Origin of the sequence: Agrobacterium sp. V1 (genome assembly GCF_030518355.1) — a bacterium.
Taxonomy (GTDB): domain Bacteria; phylum Pseudomonadota; class Alphaproteobacteria; order Rhizobiales; family Rhizobiaceae; genus Agrobacterium; species Agrobacterium cucumeris.
Genome location: NZ_JAULSF010000001.1, coordinates 2342715 through 2361734 on the forward strand (window position 1 = coordinate 2342715; position 19020 = coordinate 2361734).

Annotated in this window: 15 protein-coding genes; 8 read left to right on the top strand and 7 right to left on the bottom strand. The window is 58.9% G+C overall.

The window, feature by feature from the left end:
• Positions 1-41 precede the first annotated feature (41 nt).
• From QSV77_RS11370 to QSV77_RS11400, 7 genes are all read left to right on the top strand, one after another.
• Entirely contained in the window at positions 42-1934 is a 1893-nt protein-coding gene (locus QSV77_RS11370) for an ABC transporter ATP-binding protein (protein WP_302733548.1), read from the top strand.
• Positions 1931-3832: an ABC transporter substrate-binding protein gene (locus QSV77_RS11375; RefSeq protein ID WP_302733549.1), complete on the top strand. Its 1902-nt coding sequence runs from the start codon at positions 1931-1933 to the stop codon at positions 3830-3832. The genes QSV77_RS11370 and QSV77_RS11375 overlap by 4 nt, the downstream gene beginning before the upstream one ends.
• Before the next feature lies 1 nt (position 3833).
• Positions 3834-4832 (top strand): ABC transporter permease, encoded by a 999-nt coding sequence (locus QSV77_RS11380; RefSeq protein WP_142842335.1) that lies wholly within the window; start codon positions 3834-3836, stop codon positions 4830-4832.
• Entirely contained in the window at positions 4829-6004 is a 1176-nt protein-coding gene (locus QSV77_RS11385; RefSeq protein ID WP_302733550.1) for an ABC transporter permease, read from the top strand. The genes QSV77_RS11380 and QSV77_RS11385 overlap by 4 nt, the downstream gene beginning before the upstream one ends.
• 72 nt (positions 6005-6076) lie before the next feature.
• Positions 6077-7285 (top strand): glycosyltransferase family protein, encoded by a 1209-nt coding sequence (locus tag QSV77_RS11390; RefSeq protein ID WP_269701278.1) that lies wholly within the window; start codon positions 6077-6079, stop codon positions 7283-7285.
• 44 nt (positions 7286-7329) lie between these two features.
• Positions 7330-8577: a glycosyltransferase gene (locus QSV77_RS11395; protein ID WP_302733551.1), complete on the top strand. Its 1248-nt coding sequence runs from the start codon at positions 7330-7332 to the stop codon at positions 8575-8577.
• Positions 8574-9725: a glycosyltransferase family protein gene (locus QSV77_RS11400; protein ID WP_302733552.1), complete on the top strand. Its 1152-nt coding sequence runs from the start codon at positions 8574-8576 to the stop codon at positions 9723-9725. The genes QSV77_RS11395 and QSV77_RS11400 overlap by 4 nt, the downstream gene beginning before the upstream one ends.
• Here QSV77_RS11400 and QSV77_RS11405 read toward each other — a convergent pair.
• The 6 genes from QSV77_RS11405 to QSV77_RS11430 form a co-directional block, all read right to left on the bottom strand.
• On the bottom strand, positions 9691-10431 hold the full coding sequence (locus tag QSV77_RS11405) for a copper homeostasis protein CutC (protein ID WP_269701271.1): 741 nt from the start codon (positions 10429-10431) through the stop codon (positions 9691-9693). The two genes, QSV77_RS11400 and QSV77_RS11405, sit on opposite strands and share 35 nt — an antisense overlap.
• Positions 10432-10509: 78 nt before the next feature.
• Complete coding sequence (locus QSV77_RS11410; RefSeq protein ID WP_302733554.1) at positions 10510-11715, bottom strand: MFS transporter; 1206 nt, start codon at positions 11713-11715, stop codon at positions 10510-10512.
• Between the two features lie 62 nt (positions 11716-11777).
• On the bottom strand, positions 11778-13211 hold the full coding sequence (locus QSV77_RS11415; RefSeq protein WP_302733555.1) for a M81 family metallopeptidase: 1434 nt from the start codon (positions 13209-13211) through the stop codon (positions 11778-11780).
• 12 nt (positions 13212-13223) lie between these two features.
• Entirely contained in the window at positions 13224-15143 is a 1920-nt protein-coding gene (locus QSV77_RS11420; RefSeq protein WP_302733556.1) for a beta-N-acetylhexosaminidase, read from the bottom strand.
• Between the two features lie 44 nt (positions 15144-15187).
• On the bottom strand, positions 15188-15970 hold the full coding sequence (locus QSV77_RS11425) for an SDR family oxidoreductase (RefSeq protein WP_302733558.1): 783 nt from the start codon (positions 15968-15970) through the stop codon (positions 15188-15190).
• A gap of 83 nt (positions 15971-16053) precedes the next feature.
• Positions 16054-16917: a MurR/RpiR family transcriptional regulator gene (locus QSV77_RS11430; RefSeq protein ID WP_046799507.1), complete on the bottom strand. Its 864-nt coding sequence runs from the start codon at positions 16915-16917 to the stop codon at positions 16054-16056.
• A gap of 243 nt (positions 16918-17160) precedes the next feature.
• Here QSV77_RS11430 and QSV77_RS11435 point away from each other — a divergent pair, with 243 nt between their 5' ends.
• Positions 17161-17646, top strand: coding sequence for a hypothetical protein (locus QSV77_RS11435; protein ID WP_302733559.1), 486 nt, complete (start codon positions 17161-17163; stop codon positions 17644-17646).
• Positions 17647-17798: 152 nt separating this feature from the next.
• Here the strand turns inward: QSV77_RS11435 and QSV77_RS11440 are convergent, their stop codons facing one another.
• Complete coding sequence (locus QSV77_RS11440; protein ID WP_269701259.1) at positions 17799-18911, bottom strand: ABC transporter ATP-binding protein; 1113 nt, start codon at positions 18909-18911, stop codon at positions 17799-17801.
• Between the last annotated feature and the right edge of the window lie 109 nt (positions 18912-19020).

The window sequence follows — 19020 nt, forward strand, 5'->3', positions numbered from 1 at the left end:
TCACAAGGCAACGATAAAGAGACGGCAAGGAACCCTTTGGCATGAGCGCAGGCGCAGATTTGCTCCGTATTGAAAACCTGCGGGTCTCGTTTTCTCTTATGGGCGGCACCATTGATGCCGTGAGGGGCACAAGCCTTCGTATCCTTCCCGGAAAAGTCACGGCACTTGTGGGAGAATCCGGCTCAGGCAAATCCGTCATCGGCCAGACCATCATGGGCATCCATCCCAAGACGGCACGGGTGAACGGCCGCGTGCTCTTCACAGATCCGGAAAATGCCGCAGCCGGCCCCGTCGATCTGTTGCAGTTGCCAAAAGACGGCCGGGAAATCCGCTCGATACGCGGAAATCGCATCGGGCTGATTTTTCAGGAGCCGATGACCTCCTTTTCGCCGCTGCACACCGTCGGTAATCAGATCGATGAGGCGCTGCGCATCCACAGCATCCTGTCGCCGGCGGAACGCGCGGAAAAAATGTATGAAACGCTCGACCTTGTAGGGTTTTCCAACCCGAAGAAGGTCGTGAACATGTACCCCTTCGAATTATCCGGCGGCATGCGCCAGCGCGCCATGATCGCCATGGCGCTGATCTGTCGTCCGGCGCTGCTGATCGCCGACGAGCCGACGACAGCTCTTGATGTGACCATCCAGGCGCAGATCCTCAAGCTGCTGCGTGATCTGCAGAGCCGGCTGAATATGAGCATGCTGCTCATTACCCACGATCTCGGCGTGGTGGCAAACATCGCCGATGAAGTTGCCGTGATCTATCAGGGCGAGATCATGGAAGCCGGAACTGTCGACGAGATTTTCAAGTCGCCAAGCCATCCCTATCTCAAGGGCCTGATGGCAGCCGTGCCGCATTTCGACATGAAGCCCGGCGAGAGACTTAAGGCGCTGCGCGAGATCAAGGTTGATCACGAAAGCCTTGTCGGCAAAAAAACCGCTGCGGTGAACAAGACCCCCGGCCCGCTTCTGACAGTGGACAATATCAGCAAGACCTTCACGACCCGTAAGTCCAGCTGGTTCCGCAAAGGCGATGCCAACGCCACCAAGGCCGTCAACAGCGTCAGTTTTGAAATCCGCCGTGGCGAATGCCTCGGGCTGGTGGGCGAAAGCGGCAGCGGCAAGACCACCGTCAGCAAGATCCTCATGCGCGCCGTTCGCCCGGATGAAGGCTCCGTCACCTTCCACCGTCCGCAGGGCGACATCGACGTTCTCAACGCCAAAGACGGCGACCTCAAGGAACTGCGCTCGAAAATACAGATGGTCTTTCAGGACCCCATCTCCTCGCTCTCGCCACGCATGACGGTCGGCAATATCCTGAGCGAGCCGCTGGAAATCCACGGGCGGGGTGATGCGAAATACCGCGCCGAAAAAGTCCGCAATCTCGTCAAGGCGATCGGCCTTGGAGAAAGCGCGCTGAACCGTTATCCGCACAGCTTCTCCGGCGGCCAAAGGCAGCGCATTGGCATTGCGAGAGCTTTGGCGCTTGGGCCAGAACTGCTGATCTGTGACGAACCCGTTTCCGCGCTCGATGTCTCGGTTCAGGCGCAAATTCTCAACCTGCTTAAGGATTTGCAGAAAGACCTCGGTCTCACCTACCTCTTCATCTCGCACAATCTGGCAGTGGTGGATTATATGGCCGACCGCGTGGCCGTGATGTGTGAAGGTCGCATCGTTGAGTTGGCGCCGCGGGAAATCATGATGCGCTCCCCCGTGCATCCCTACACGAAATCGCTGCTGGCGGCCGTGCCCTTTCCCGACCTCGACCGTCCGCTTGATTTCCGCACCATTGGCAAGATCAGCGCGACGGGCAAATTCGACTGGGGCAAACAGTTTCGTGACGAGGGTGATGGCGACATGATTTCCGCCGATCTGGGCGACGGCCATTTTGTTCTCGCAAACGGCAACGTCGATATCCGGGAGCTTCGCCCTTGATAACGCGCCGCACCACTCTCGCCCTCATGGCCTCCGTCTTCCTGCCGGCCTATGCGCGCGCCGCCTATACCGACCCTGATTATTTCAAGGAAAAGCGGGAAAAGGGCGAGTTGCCCGACGTTGCGGAACGTCTGCCGAAAAACCCCCGCGTCATGAATATGAAATCGCTCGGCCGCGAGCCGGGAAAACATGGCGGCTCCGTGCGCATGCTCATCGGCGGCCAGCGCGACATCAGGCTGATGCCGATCAGCAATTATGCCCGGCTGGTCGGTTATGACGAAAAATTCGAGCTGCACCCGGACATTCTGGAAAGCTACGACGTTCAGGAAGAACGCATCTTCACCTTCAAGCTGCGCGAGGGCCACAAATGGTCCGATGGCAGCGACTTTACCTCGGAGGATTTCCGCTATTTCTGGGAGGATGTCGCCCTCAACAAGGAAATCCATAAGGGCGGTCCGCCGATCGAACTTCTGGTCAACAACAATCCGCCCCTGATCGAAGTCATCGACCAGCTGACCGTGCGTTACACCTGGGAAGGCCCGAACCCGGATTTTCTGGCGAAACTTGCGGCTGCCTCGCCGGCGAGACTGTTCCTGCCCGCCGCTTATATGAAGCAGTTCCACATCAAATATCAGACTGCCGAAAATCTCGCCAAACTCATCAAGAAGAACAAGGCGGATGACTGGAGCGGGCTGCATATCAAGATGTCGCGGCAGGTGCGTCCGGAAAACCCGGCTTTGCCGACGCTGGACGCATGGCGCAACACGACCTCGCCGCCGGCCGAACAGTTCGTATTCGAGCGCAACCCCTATTATCACCGTGTCGATGAAAACGGCCTGCAGCTGCCCTATCTCGATCGCTTCCTGCTGAACGTCACCTCCTCCGATATCATCTCGGCCAAGACGGCATCCGGCGACAGTGACTTGCAATATTTCGGCCTCGATTTCGCCGACTACACCTTCCTGAAGGATGCCGAAAAGCGTTTCCCCTTGAAGGTCAACCTGTACAAGCGCTCGCAGGGATCACGCGTTGCGCTTCTGCCGAACCTCAATTGCGCCGACCCGGCATGGCGGGGTTATTTCCAGGACGTGCGGGTGCGCCGTGCACTGTCCCTTGCGATCAACCGTCATGAAATCAACATGGTCTGTTTTTACGGGCTGGCGAAGGAAAGTGCCGACACGGTTCTGCCGGAAAGTCCGCTCTACCGGCCGGAATTTGCCGAAGCCTGGAGCGCCTTCGATCGCGCGACAGCCAACAGGCTGCTCGATGAAGTGGGTCTCGACAAGCGCGACGATGCCGGCATAAGGCTCCTTCCAGACGGTCGTCCGGCCTACATCATCGTCGAGACGACAGGCGAGAGCACGCTTGAAACCGATGTGATGGAACTGGTGACGGATCACTGGCGGCATATTGGCATTGCGGTTTCCGTCCGCCCCACCCAGCGCGACGTCTTCCGTAAACGCGCCATGGGCGGCGAGGTGATGATGTCGGTATGGATGGGCATGGACAATGGTGTGCCCACGCCGGACATGCTGCCTTCCGGCCTTGCGCCCACCGGTGACGACCAGTTGCAATGGCCGGTCTGGGGCATCCATTATCTTTCCGGCGGCCGCGAGGGCAAGGAGCCCGATTTGCCGGAGGCGGCACATCTGCTCGACCTCCTGAAAAAATGGCGCCGAAGCGTCACCGAGGAGGAGCGCGAGGCCATCTGGCTGGAAATGCTTGGCATCTATACCCAGCAGGTGTTTTCCATCGGCATCGTCAACGGCGCGCTTCAGCCTGTCGTCCATGTTAAACGCATGCGAAACGTGCCCGAAAAGGCGCTTTTTGGTTATGAGCCCACATCGTATCTCGGCGTCTACCTGCCGGATGCCTTCTGGTACGACGGGGACGCCTGATATGCTGCGATATGTTCTCAAGCGCATCCTCGTGATGATCCCCACGCTGATCCTGATCTCGATGCTGGTCTTCACCATCATCGAACTGCCGCCGGGCGATTATTTCGAAAGCTATGTCGCCGAACTGCGCGCCATGGGCGAGACGGCCAACCTTGCCGAAATCGAGGAGCTGCGCGTCCGCTACGGTTTCGACCAGCCTGCTCCGATCCGCTACTTCCGCTGGGCGACCGGCATGCTGGTTGGCGATTTCGGTTATTCCTTCGAATATCAGCTACCCGTCAGCGATGTCGTTGGAGATCGCCTCTGGCTCACGGTTCTGGTGTCGTTCCTCACCATCATCGTCACCTGGCTGATCGCCTTTCCAATCGGCATCTATTCTGCCACGCATAAATACAGCTGGGGCGATTATGGCCTGACCTTCCTTGGCCTGCTCGGCATCGCCATCCCCAACTTCATGCTGGCGCTGATCCTGATGTATTTCGCCAATATCTGGTTCGGCATCTCCATCGGCCATCTGATGGACCGCGAATATCTGAACCAGGCGATGAGCTGGGCGAAGTTCAGATCGATCCTCGAGCATATCTGGATACCCGTCCTTATCATCGGAACGGCCGGCACAGCCGGCATGATCCGCCGCCTGCGCGCCAACCTCCTGGACGAATTGCAGAAACAATATGTCGTCACCGCCCGCGCCAAGGGCCTGCACCCCTTCAAGGTTCTAACCAAATATCCGCTGCGCATGGCGCTGAATTTCTTCATCTCGGATATCGGCTCGATCCTGCCCGCCATCATATCAGGCGCGGAAATCACCGCCGTCGTCCTGTCGCTCGAAACCACCGGTCCCATGCTCATCCGGGCACTGCAGAGCCAGGATATGTATCTGGCCGGTTCGTTCCTGATGTTCCTGGCTTTCCTGACGGTGATCGGCGTTCTGGTGTCGGATATCGCCCTTGCCATACTCGACCCGCGAATCCGCTTCGGAGGTGGTAACGTCAAATGACTTCATCCATCCCGAAAGCAGGCGAAGCACTGCCCCATTACGTTTCGACCGCACCTTTCGATCCATCCCTGATCGAACCGAACACATCCGGAATGGCAGCCTTCAGCAAGGCGTCACAGCTGAAACTCATGTGGTGGCAGTTCCGCCAGCACAAGATCGCCGTCTGGTCCGGCGCGTTTCTGGTCGTGCTTTATCTTTCGATCCTGATCAGCGAGTTCCTCGCGCCCTACAATCTCCATACCCGCAATATCGAGCATATCTACGCTCCGCCGCAGGCCATTCATTTGTTCGACAACGGAAAGTTTGTCGGGCCCTTCGTGTACGGTCGGGAAATGACGCTCGACATGGACAATCTGCGGCGTGTCTATCGCGACGTGCCGACGGATGTTCAGCCGCTGCGTTTCTTCTGCAAGGGCGATACCTACCGTTTCTGGGGCATGTTCGAAGGCAGTACCCACTTTGTATGCCCGGCTGAAGGCGGTGAAATGTTCCTGCTCGGCACCGACCGGCTCGGACGCGACGTGCTGTCGCGCATTATCTACGGCGCACGCATCTCGCTCACCATCGGCCTTCTTGGCGTCGCCATGAGCTTCGTTCTCGGCATTGTGATCGGCGGTCTCGCCGGTTATCGCGGCGGCACCTTCGATTTGATTGTCCAGCGCATCATTGAGGTCCTGCAATCCATTCCGAGCATTCCGTTATGGCTGGCGCTTGCGGCAATCATGCCGGTGACCTGGAGCCCTATCCTCGTCTATCTCGGCATCACCATCATTCTCGGCATGCTGGACTGGACGGGGCTGGCGCGTGCCGTGCGCTCGAAATTGCTGGCGCTTCGCGAGGAAGACTATGTTTTGGCTGCACAATTGATGGGTGCGGGCACACCGCGCATCATCGGCAGACATCTTATTCCCGGCTTCATGTCGCATCTCATCGCCTCGGCCACATTGACGATACCGGGCATGATCCTCGGTGAAACTGCGCTGAGCTTCCTCGGCCTTGGTCTGCGCCCGCCGATCACAAGTTGGGGAATTCTGCTCACGGAAGCGCGCAGCGTCAGCGTCATTGCGCTATATCCGTGGCTTCTCATACCGACGATCCCGGTCGTTCTCGTCATTCTGGCCTTTAATTTCTTCGGTGACGGACTACGTGATGCTGCGGATCCCTTCAGATAAAATGGAACACGCCTTGATGAACTGCCTTTCCGCCATCGCCTTTATCGTGAAAGGCAACAAGAGGTGTGGCCCATGACCTCCCGTTTGAACGACGCGCGTATTCTCATGTACAGCCACGATTCTTTCGGCCTCGGACATCTGCGGCGGTGTCGCACGATCGCACATGCACTGGTGGAGGATTATCGCGGCCTCAACGTCCTCATCATTTCGGGAGCCACCATTGCCGGCGCTTTCGATTATCGCGCCCGCGTCGATTTCGTGAAAATCCCGAGCGTCATCAAGCTGCGCAACGGCGAATACACCTCGATGGACAGGCATATCGATCTTCAGGAAACCCTGAAGATGCGCCGCTCCATCATTTATCATACGGCCGAAAGCTTTAAGCCTGACATCTTCATCGTCGACAAGGAACCCATGGGTCTGCGCGGTGAAGTGGAGGAAACCCTCGCTTATCTCAAGGGACAGGGAACCAAGCTCGTCATCGGCCTGCGCGATGTCATGGATGCGCCGCAACTGCTCGAAGCCGAGTGGAAGCGTAACAACGTCATGACCAAGATCGGCCAGTTTTATGACCACGTCTGGGTCTATGGCCCGCCGGATTTCCACGACCCGCTGACGGGACTGGATGTTCCCGAAAATGTTCGTGACAAGATGGATTTCGTCGGCTTCCTGCAGCGATCCAAAACGCAGGCAGAAACCGTGGCGCATCGGCCGGAAGGCGATTACCTTCTCATCACCACCGGCGGCGGCGGCGATGGTAGTGAATTGATCGACGATGTCATCAACGCCTACCGCCATGATCCGGAACTCACCCACAAGGCACTGGTGGTTCTCGGCCCCTATATGCCGGCGGATCAGCGTCAGCGCTTCATGAGCAGCGTCGCCGATATTCCGCATATCGAGATCATCGAATTCGACAATCGCATGGAAGATCTCGTTGCCGGCGCCCAGGCCGTCGTATCGATGGGCGGCTATAACACCGTCTGCGAGATTTTGTCCTTCGACAAGCCCGCCCTCGTCGTGCCGCGCACCGTGCCGCGGGAAGAGCAGCTGATCCGCGCCAGCCGCGCCTCGGAACTCGGCCTTTTCGACATGCTTTTGCCGGAGGATGCCGAAAACCCCGCAAAAATGGCGGAAGCTCTCAAAGCCCTGCCCGGCCGTGCACCACCCTCCGTCAATTCGCGGGAGCTGAAGCTCGACGGTCTGGAAAATATATCGAAACGGATCGCCGAATGGCTGCCGCCCGAGGGCGAACGGACGCCAATCACGCTCTCCGCGTGACCGGCTCCCCGACAACCACCGCTTCAAAAAGAGACACGCGCAACGTGACCGATACAAAAAAAATCGTGGTGCTCCTCAAGGGCTATCCGCGCCTGTCCGAGACTTTCATCGCCCAGGAACTTCTGGGACTTGAAAAGGCGGGACTGAAACTTGAACTCATGTCCATGCGCCGGCCGACAGACAAGAAACGTCACCCCGTTCACGATGAAATCCGCGCACCCGTCACCTACCTGCCGGAATATCTGCATGAGGAGCCGCTGCGCGTTCTGAAAGCGCTGTGGGCCTGCCGCAAGAAACCGGGCTTCACCAGCGCGCTCCGCCGCTTCTTCAGTGATCTGCCACATGATCTCAGCCGCAACCGCCTCCGCCGTTTCGGTCAAGCCGCCGTGCTGGCGCATGAATGGCCTGTGGATGCCGAGTGGCTGCATGTCCATTTCATCCACACCCCCGCTTCGGTCGCTGCCTATACCCATCTGATCACCGGCACACCCTGGACGATTTCCGCCCATGCCAAGGATATCTGGACCTCGAATGATCGCGACCTTGCCGCCAAGCTGCAAAGCGCCCGCTGGGCCGTGACCTGCACTGCCGGCGGTTTTCAGCATTTGCAGACCCTTTCGGGGGCGAAGCAGAACGTGCATCTCAGCTATCACGGGCTCGATCTCACCCGCTTCCCGCATTTCGAAACATCGCGACCGGCAAGAGACGGATCGGATGCAGATGATCCGGTTCGGATTTTAAGCGTCGGTCGGGCAGTCAAGAAAAAAGGCATCGATATTCTGCTGCAGGCGCTGGCTTCGTTGCCGCAGGATATCCATTGGCGTTTCACCCATATCGGTGGCGGCGACGAACTTACGGCACTGAGGAAACTCGCCGACGAGCTTGGCATCGCCGGCAGGATCGTCTGGACCGGCGCCATGGACCAGAAACAGGTGCTGGAAAACTACCGGGAAGCTGATCTCTTCGCACTTGCCTGCCGCATTACCAGCGATGGCGACCGTGACGGCCTTCCCAATGTGCTGGTCGAAGCCGCCAGCCAGGCGCTGACCTGCATTTCCACCAATATTTCAGGCATTCCGGAATTTTTCGTCTCTGGCGAAAACGGTTTGCTGACGGAACCGGAAAATCCGACCGCCTTCGCGCAGGCTCTGCGCAGCGCGATCACCGATCCGCAATTGCGCCAGCGTCTGGGCAGTGCCGCCGAGAACCGTGTGCGAACCGCTTTCGACCACCGCACCAGCATTAGCGAGCTGAAGGCCCTGTTCGAGACCGAGTGGGAAAAAGCACCATGAGTGAACCGGAAAAGCGTCCTTCCGTCTTTTTTTACGTCCAGCATCTTCTGGGCATCGGCCATATCGCCCGCGCCAGCCGCATTGCCAATGCCCTGCAGACGAATGGTTTCGATGTCGTTCTGGTCACAGGCGGCACCCCGGTTCCGGGCTTTCCGGGCGAGGGAATCCGCCATGTCGAGCTACCACCGATCGCCGTCAGCGACGGCAGCTTTTCCGGTCTTGTCGACAGTTCCGGCAAGCCGGTGGACGACGCCTTCAGGAAGCTCAGAACCGATATGCTGATTGGCGCCTATCACGGTGCAAAACCCGATATCGTCATTATCGAAGCTTTCCCCTTCGGCCGCAGGCAGGTGCGGTTCGAATTGCTGCCGCTGCTCGACGAGATCGAGGACAGCGAACCGCGCCCGCTGGTCATGACATCGCTGCGCGACATCCTGCAGGAAAAAACCAAGCCGGGCCGGGACGAAGAAACCGTGTCACTGGTGAAAAAACATTTCGATGCCGTGCTGGTGCATGGCGATCCGAATTTCGCCCGGCTGGAAGACACCTTCCCCTTTGCCGGCGAGATCAGCCAGCGCATCGTCTATACCGGCCTTGTTGCCCCGCTTCCACCGCCGCAACCGGCGGAGAAATTCGATATCGTGGTATCCGCCGGCGGTGGCGCGGTCGGTGCAGCACTTGTCCGGGCAGCCCTTGAGGCCGCACCGCTGCTGGACGACATCGGGAACTGGTGCCTCGTCACCGGCCCCAACATGCCCCAGGTGGATTTCGACGCGATTTCGGCTGAGGCACCGGAGAATGTCTCTGTCTTCCGTTTCCGCAAGGATTTCGCGAGCCTGCTCGCCGGCGCGCGGCTTTCGGTTTCACAGGCGGGTTACAACACCGTCTGCGATATTCTTCAGGCCAAATGCCGCTCACTCCTCATACCCTTCGCAGTCGGTGGCGAAACCGAACAGAGCGCCCGTGCCGAGCGGCTCGCGCGGTTGGGGCTCGCGCAGGTTCTGGAGGAAAAGGATATCTCCGCGCAATCCATGGCCGATGCCATCACGGCGGCATTGGCCCTGCCGGGACCGGACGCAATCCACCTTGATCTCGATGGGGCGGCCGGTACGGCTAGAGCTTTGCGCCGCCTTTATGATGAGCGCTAAGCATCGCCTTTAATTCGCGAACCGCCGCCTCATCCGTGCCCTTGCGCCCATCGCCGGTGAAACCGAGCTTCGCCACCCGGCTTTCCGGGTCGTAAAATGGGACGGCAGAACAGGATGCGTGGATTTCCGTAATCGGAAAGCGATCCAGCAATGCCTGCACGCTCTGCGGACGCACGCCGGCACCCGGCATGATGACAATCCGACCGGCTGCTTTCTCGGATAGATGCGCCAGCGCCTCTATCCCTTCAAGCGCCGAGCGCGCGCCGCCGGAGGTCAGAATTCTCGGGAAACCAAGCGCGATGGCCGCCTCCAGCGCTTCATCCATATTGGGAACGACATCGAAGGCGCGGTGCAGCGTCATATCCAGCCCATCGGCGTGACGGCGCAGTTCCTCGAGCAGAGCGATATCCAGCGAGCCATCGACAAGCGATGCGCCAAGCACCAGGCCGGAAAGGCCTGCCGCACGTGCCGCGTCGATATCGCGTTTCATCACATCGGCTTCATCGCGCGTGAACACGAAGTCACCGGCGCGCGGCCTGATCATCACGCTGACGGGCAATCCACAGGACGCCGCCCGTTGCATGAAGCCGGCAGACGGCGTTACACCGCCGCCGGAAAGCGCAGCGCATAACTCGATCCGATCGGCTCCGCCCCGAACCGCCGCTTCCAGACCGGCCACATCGTCCACGCAAATCTCGAGAATCATCCTAACCTCTTTCATTTGAACGTGCCCTGTTTACGCACTGGACCATTTGAAAACCGCCACACTTTTGGGTTCGACGCTCTACCTGCGGCGACCCGTCCCATCAAGCGTGTAGAGCATATAAACACCGCCAAGACCCACGATGGCCCCCAATATCGAGGTACCCGAATAGGTGGAGACCATCGTTCCCAGAGCAAAAATCAAAGCGCCAAGACCTGCGCCGAGGAAGATATTGACCGCGATCAGCGAGCTTCCAAGCCCCGGCCGGTCCGCGATCAACTCCTGCAGATAAGTGATGGGGATGCTGATGATGGCAGCAGCCCCCAGCGCGCTGATGAACGTCTGCGCGTAGATATGCCAGGGTTCCGTCGCAAGCCCCTGCAGAATGAGGTAGGCCGCATAAAGCACCGCTCCCGCCGCCAAGGTCAGGGTTTGCGGCACCTTCTTTTCGATCCAGCCCCATAAGAGAATGAAGACGATTTCCAGCGCAGCAACGATGCCCGCCACGATGCCGATATCCGCCACCGTGCCCTTCGCCTGGCCCGTGATGATGAGCGAACGTATCGAATCATTGAGATGCAGCATCGAGCAGATGAGCGCGATTGCGATGATCCGCAACAAAACCCGCCGTGATCCGATTTCCGCAAGCGAGGCACGCAGACCGAAACGCGCTTCCGTATTCACCGCCGCCGGCGTGGCGGCCCGAGGCAGGCAGAAGGCGACGAGCAGAAAACAGACGAGTGCGCAGAGGCCGGAAAACAGGAAGGCCGTCAGCATATTGCCGGAACTGATGAGAAAAATGCCGACGATGCCCGGTACCAGCACCCATGACAGCGAGATTGTCGCCCGCATGATCGAGTTCACGGCAATCATGTCGCCCGTCGAAAGATTGCGGGCATCGGCGCGCACATGCGCGAAGATCAGCGAGTTCATCGCCCCGAAAATCGGCAGGAGAATGAGCTTCGCGCTCACAAAGGCCGTGGCATTCCCCGCCAGATAAACCAGCATATAACCGCTGACACCGAACAGCGCGATATAGAGCATGGGTTTGCGATATTCGCCCAACCTGTCAGCGACAATGCCCATCAGCACGCTGGCGCTGACATTGATGATGGCGGCAAACAGCATTAGCAGGGAATAAACGGTGTTGCTGAGCCCGATTTCGCGAATGCCGATGACCGCCTGATAAGGTGCGGTCGCCGCATTCGAAAATCCGAAAAACAGGATGGCGAGCGCCCCGATGCGGATCGACGGATTGTTGATGACGATGGAAAGAGCCGACGGCATGGATATTCGCCTGAGATGATCCGGCCCCGCCGGATCGCTGGATAAAAGCTACCGGACCGCTGTCATCGCCAGCGGGCCGAAAGAATGGGTTCGGGCATATAATCGAAATGCGGCTTCCATGGGTAAAAATCCCCGTCCCGACGGCGGTTGGGAAGGTTTTCGATATCCTGATTGATAACGCCTTCTGTCAGCGCCATCAGGTTGGGATTGGCGATCGGCGCAAGCTCCGGTGAAAGATAACCCGATTTGACGACCAGCAGCTTCATCGCCTTCGGATCAAAACCGAGACGCGTGAAATCCGAAATCATGTGATAGGGCCTGCGTCGCGCCGCCAGAATGACGGTGATGCCGCCGATACCTACCACCGCCTGCCGCTGATCCGCAGCGCTGGAATCATCCAATTTCAGGACCTTGGCTTCGACAGTGACCGAAGGGCTTTGCGGATCGAGACTGCCGCCGATCTTCAGGGAAAGGCCCGCCCCCTCGCCTGCCGCAAAGCAGGCTTCGACCGCCGGTCGGTCGGTTATGCCGCCCAGGAGAGCACCCTGCCAGTTGCGCGCAATCAGCGCCGCCAGAACATCGGCACGATCGCCGACCCCGCCACCGGTTGGATTGTCGCCTGAGTCAGCGAGAATGATCGGGCCGGTAGCCGTCTTTTCCGCAATATCCAGAATGGCCTCAAGCGGCTCGGTCACAGGACCGAAACGAAAATTCTGCCGGGCATCCCAGTAAGATTGCGCGATTTCGGCCGCAACGGCCTGTGCGGCCTCTCGGTCCGATCCCGTCACCACCGCGCAGGCCGTCGCCCGTGGCTCATCAGCCCAGACGTAACCGATCATGAAATTCGCGTCCCAAATGCCGGGCCGGGTGTCATAGCCCGGCAGAACCTCATAAAGGCTTTTGGCCGGTTCATCTTCGGTGGACGTCTTTTCACCGGGCAGGAGAACGGGAATTTTCGCCCAAGCCACACCGGGCTTTTCACCCGTTTTCAGGGCCTTGAGCAACATCGTCCAAGCCCGCACCATCGTCTCGCGTACGTCGATATGTGGCGCAGTTCGGTAGCCGGCGAATATATCCAGCTGATCGACGATCGTCTGGCTGACATTGCCATGCAGGTCGTAGCTCGCGGAAATGATCACATCCGGCCCGACGACGGCGCGAGCGCTGGAAATCCAGTCCCCTTCCGCATCATCCATGCCTTCGACATTCATCGCGCCATGCATGGCGAGATAAAGCCCGTCGAGCGGCGGGCAAGCCTTGAGACGGTCAAGAAACTCCGCCTTGAATGCATCATAAGCCACCCGTGACACCGGACCGCCCGGCACCGCACGAGCGTGCAGAAGCGGCAGCACTTCCGCCCTGCCTTCGCCGAGAAAATTGAAGTATTCGGCCTCCAGAAGCTCCGCACCGCGAAAGACGCGAAAATCCTGCTCGCCCATCAGCACCGGCGAATAGGTGCTGCATTCGGTATGGATTCCACCAACGGCAATACGCATGGCACCTTCCCCTTAATAAACCGGGCTCAAGGGAACGATGGCGGAGAACCGCAGCCAGTCCTTCTGCGCCTTCGGCGTCCATGCCGCCTCGGCAATGGCGGGTAATCTCGGGAAAACCAGATGGTTGAAATAGGCGCGGTTGAGGAAATGTTCCGACCAGATGCAGGCCTGAACACCTTTCATCCGCTCCTTCAATTCCTCGGGAAATTCGCCGACGGCCTCATAGGCATAGGTATGCGAGGGCGGAACGGTGCCGGCCCAGCTTGCACCCGGCTCCTGCCAGGCTTCATCCTGCACCATGTCGAGATAATAGGCCTGACCCGGTGTCATCACCACGTCATAACCCTGTTTTGCAAGCTCAAGACCGACTTCCGGCTTCTGCCAAGCCATCAGCAATGTTCCAGCCGGATCAACAACGCCACCATGGGAAACTTCGTCCCAGCCGGCAAGCTGGCGGCCACGCTCATGCAGCATCCCCTGAATACGCTTCATGAAATAGGACTGGATGCCGAAGGTGCCGTCCAGTCCCTCCTTTTCCATCAATGCCTTGGCAAGCGGCGAGGCCAGCCATGAACCATCCGCAACCTCATCGCCGCCAATATGGATCAACCGCGACGGGAACAGCTCCACCATCTCGTCAAATATCTTGCCGAGGAACTCATAGGTCGGCTCGATGGCTGGGTTGAGCGCGTTGTTCGGATATCCCTGCACCGAGCGATAACTGTCGGGCGCTTCCTGCCCATCCGTCAATTCCGGATAGGCGACGAGAGCCGCCGTGCTGTGGCCGGGAATATCAACCTCCGGCACGATTTCGACATTCAACGCGGCCGCGTGAGCAACGACCCTGCGCACGTCGTCCTGGGTGTAATAGCCCGAAACCGGCTCAGCCCCGTTGCCAAGCTGCGGCAGAAGCGGTGCATCCGGACCACGGGTCGCACCCACGGTGGTCAACAGCGGATAGGCCCTGATTTCGAGACGCCATGCCTCGTCATCCGTCAGGTGCCAATGGAAACGGTTCATGCGCAGCCATGCGAGAATATCGATGAGCCGCACGACATCGCCGGTCGGATAAAATTGCCGCGAGACATCCAGATGGCAGCCGCGCCAGCTGTAACGCGGCGCATCGCTGATGCTGCCGGACGCCGGGAACCGGAATTTGGGATCGACGCGCGCGCCATGCAGCAATTGCGCCAGAACCGTCAGGCCATATTGCAGACCGGCAGCGGCCGAATACTCCACGACGACCGCATCTTCGGAGAAGGTGATGCGATACCCTTCCGCTTCCAGCCCGCTATGTTGCTTGAAATGAAGCGGCTTTCCCTCATGAACCGGCGCAAGGCTGAAGGGCACATGACCGACGGTAAAAAGCCTGCGGAACAGGGAAAGCACGGTTTCCACCGCAAGAACCTCTTCCGTGCTTGCGTCTTCCGTCGGGAAAAGCGCGACAGGAAAGCCCTCGCCCGGTTCGGCATTGATTTCAGCGGGCCATGGCTGGATGGCGAAAGGCAGATCGAGCTCGCCTTCCGGAAGCAGCACTGGTGCCGGCTCGCTATGACGCCCATCCAGCATCAAATCGCCGACATCAACGGCGCGATGTGTACCATCGGCAAGGCTGACATAGGCGGATTTCGCCCCGTCGGTGCGATGCCGGGCAGGCCTCAGGAGGCCATCGACGGTGAAGCGCCAGGATTTCCCCGCTTCGAGCACGAAACCAGCTGGCGGCGCAAACTCATGGAAATTGGCATTGCGGCGCAGATAAACGGCATTGCCGCAAACCGGCTTGTCCACCGTCCGCGTCAGCGAGGTGTAGACGATGCGAAAATCCTTCAGCGGTTCGCGGGAAAGATTGACCAGCGTGAACGTAAAGCCGCCGGATGCGGACTCTGCGAGCGGATGCCATGAATTTTCGAGACGATAATTTGCGAGCGCCATGATGCTGCCCTTCATTGCGTATTGAGCCCCTGAGAGGGCTTCGATCAGTAGTGTTCGGATTGCGAAAAAGTCCGGGCCAGCGGCGCCTGCCCCGCCGTCAGCCCGCAATCGACCGGCAAGCACACGCCGCTGATGGCCTGTGCCTGCGGACCGGCCAGAAACGCGACGGCGCTGGCCACATCTTCTGGCCGCACGATCCGCTGCAGCGGATACCAGTGCTTCGCTTCCTCAAAGACCTGCGGATTGCTGGCCGCCCGAGCTTCCCAGGCCTGGGTGCGCACGGTTCCGGGCGCCACGGCGTTGGAGCGGATGCCGAATTTTCCGTATTCGACGGCGATCAGCTTCGTCAGATGGATCAGCCCGGCCTTGGCCGCGCTATAGGCCGGATGGCCGAACACCGCCATGCCATTGACGGAGGTGATATTGACCACCGACCCTTGTGTCCGCTTCAGCGCTTCCTCAAAAGCCCTGAAGCACAGAAACGGCGCTTCCAGATTGAGGGCATTGTCCTTGCGCCATATGTCGGCGGTCGTGTCGTGCAGACTGACGGCCCTTGCAGCACCCGCATTGTTGACGAGGGTCGCGACATCGCCCAGTTCCGCAAGCTCGGCGGCCAGCCGCGCAAGGTCCTGTGGATCGGTGACATCACAGGACTTCGCGACAAAGCCGGGGCCGGAAAGCTGGGAAAGCGCATTGGACAAGGCATCGGCATCGATATCGACGAGCACCACCTTCGCATGACTTTCAGAAAGTGCTACCGCAATCGCCCGACCAATGTCACCTGCCGCGCCGGTAACGACGGCAAGCTGGTCTTTCCTGTCCTTCATCTCCTACCACTCCCTTGAAGCTTTCCAACCCGCCACGGTGCGGGATATCAGGCAATGCAGCCCTGTTTTTTCATTGTCCTTGCTCAGTCACCGAGCAATTGCTTGTCATCCGAATCGCGATGTTCCACGAGCTGCTGCTTGATGTGACGCAGCGTCACCATCGACCTTTGCCGGTGGTGATAAGCGGCAAGTGTCGCCAGAATATCGACGGCCGCCAGATAGGCGTAACGCGATGAGGTCGGACGGAAGATGTTGTTTCCCTCGGGCACATTGACGGCCACGACGATATCCGCAGCCACGGCAAGCGGCGTGTCACTCTGGGTCAGCGCGATGGTGGTCACTCCCATTTCCCGCGCCAGCCTGAAACACTTCACCAGTTCCATATTGCGACCGGAAAAGGACGAACCGATGATCACGTCTTCCTTGCGTGCGGCGGCCGTCATCATCAGTTGCATGCTGTGATCGGCACTGGTGGAGACACGCAGACCAAGGCGGAACAGCCGGTTCTGGATTTCCGAGGCGATCATCGATGAATTGCCGCCGGCACCGAAGGCATAGATCATGCCGCCATTGGCGATCTTGATCGCCGCTTTTTCGGCAAGGGCGGGGTCAAGCGTCTTGTGCAGCAGGAAAAGCGCTTCCTGCGCCTTGGCAAGCACCTCCTCGGCAACATCGGACGGGCCGGTGCTCGATGGTTCCGAGGTGAGATAACGAATGCCCACATAAGCCGTCTTGGCGAGGCTGACCTTGAAATCCGAAAAGCTCAGACAACCCACACGACGGCAGAAACGTGTCACCGTCGGCGGAGAAACCTCGGCGCGAGCCGCAAGCTCGATGATCGAGGCATTGACGGCGAATTCGAAGTCCGAAACCAGAATATCGGCGATCCGCCGTTCCGATTGCGAGAACTGCCCCCTGTCTTCCTGTATTCTTGCGAAAATATCCATGTTCACCGGTCTCCGTTCCGCCAAAACTTAAGGCTTGGCCCCGTTACCGATGCATCCTAATCCAAGACGCCCGTCAACCGTGCATACCCATGAATCGACCATCTTCCGTCCCGATGACGACACGCCGAATATCCTTGATTTGAAAATGATTTTCTTTGTTGATTGCGAGATGAGCATATGCCAACAATCTGCGCCAGAGAAATCTCCAAATCCTGAAAATAATTTCAACAACGGACCACAACCATGCGCGATCCATTCAAAAACCCCTTTACCGAAACAGACACAGCCCGCCATTCGATCTGGGAAATGCTGGTGACGCGGGACATCGATGCCTTCCTCGCCGCCGACTGGTCGCAGGTCGCGGATGATTTCGTCGAGGACGGCTTTCTCGGCATCAACGCCAATCGTGAGACTAATCCGGACAATTGGCGCCTGTCCTTCCCGTCGCTCGCCGCCTATCGCGACGAGTGGCTGAAACAGGCCAAGGATTTTCAAACCCAGCAATTTGCCGAAGACCCAAGAGGCGCCATCTTCACCACCACCACGCTGGAAGAGATCGAAGTGGAAGGCGAAACGGCGCTGGTTCGCAAGAAGTTCGACGGCGGGCTTCGTAAGGCTGATGGCAGCTTCGACGTCATGAAATGGCAGACGCTCTATTATTGCCGGCTGCACGAAGGACGCTGGAAGATCAGCGGTTTCACCGGTTACATGCCCAATCCCATGCCCTGATAGAGCAGACATGCGGGAACGTTGCGAACGCCGGGCCGAAAGCCCGGCGTTGTTTTTTCGTCTGGCGGCGACGGCAGAAAACCGCCGCAGATGCATCGCGTCAGAAACAGCCGGGCACGGGAAAACAGATTTCATGGCCCGGTTCCTGCCCTTTATTGGATCAGCTTGAGGACGGAAAGGTCGACACGCCGTTCGAGCGCAATGCCGCTTTCATCGAACAGGTGGCAATCCGATGCCTTGATGCCGGTGATGATCGGTTCATCAACGACGACAGGCGCGGAACCGGAAAGCAGCGCGCAATAGTTCTCACCCGTCGGGGCAATCCCATAAGCGATCGTGTTCACTCCCAGCCGCTCGATGACGCTGGGCGCGACCTTCACATTAAGGTCAGCCGTTTCAAGGCCTGTATGTTCCGGGCGAATGCCAAGCGTCAGTTGCCTGCCTTCAAGGCCAGCGCGAGGTTCCACCGGCACGGTGATTGTCTGGCCCTCATATTCCACAGTCACGCCCTCGGCGCTGGCCGCTTTGCAGGTGACCTTCAGGAAATTCATTTTCGGGTTGCCGATGAAGCCGGCCACGAACAGGTTAGCCGGCTTGTGGTAAAGCTCGAGCGGAGCACCGACCTGGGCGATTTCGCCGGCATTCAGCACCACAATGCGGTCAGCCATGGTCATGGCCTCGACCTGATCGTGGGTGACATAGATCATCGTCGCCTGCAGCGTCCGGTGAAGATTGGTAAGCTCGATGCGCATGTCGGCGCGGAGTGCCGCATCGAGGTTGGACAGCGGCTCGTCGAACAGGAATATCTTCGGCTCACGAACGATGGCGCGGCCGATTGCGACACGCTGGCGCTGGCCGCCGGACAACATGCCGGGACGTTGCTGCAGGCGCTGGTCGAGTTGCAGGATCTTGGCAACCCCCTCGACCTTTTCCTTGATCTTGCTCTCTTCCATCTTTTCGACGCGGAGCGGAAAAGCGATGTTTTCGAAAACCGTCATATGCGGATAGAGCGCATAGGACTGGAAGACCATGGCAATGCCGCGTTTGACCGGCGGCAATTCATTGACCTTCACGCCGTTAATGACGACGTCGCCGGCGGTAATATCCTCAAGGCCGGCGATCATGCGCAGCAATGTGGATTTGCCGCATCCCGAAGGGCCGACAAAAACGACGAACTCGCCATCCCTGATGTCGAGCTGAACGCCCTTGATGACTTCGAAATGTCCATAGTTCTTGCGGACGTTATTGAGATAAAGCTGACCCAAAACTTGCCTCTCCCGTCACCAGCCGACATCAGGCTGCGTTCAGAGACGTTCCGAGACATGGGGAAAACCGCGTCTTACCGGAACCGTTGAAAAACATGAGAAGCCCGTT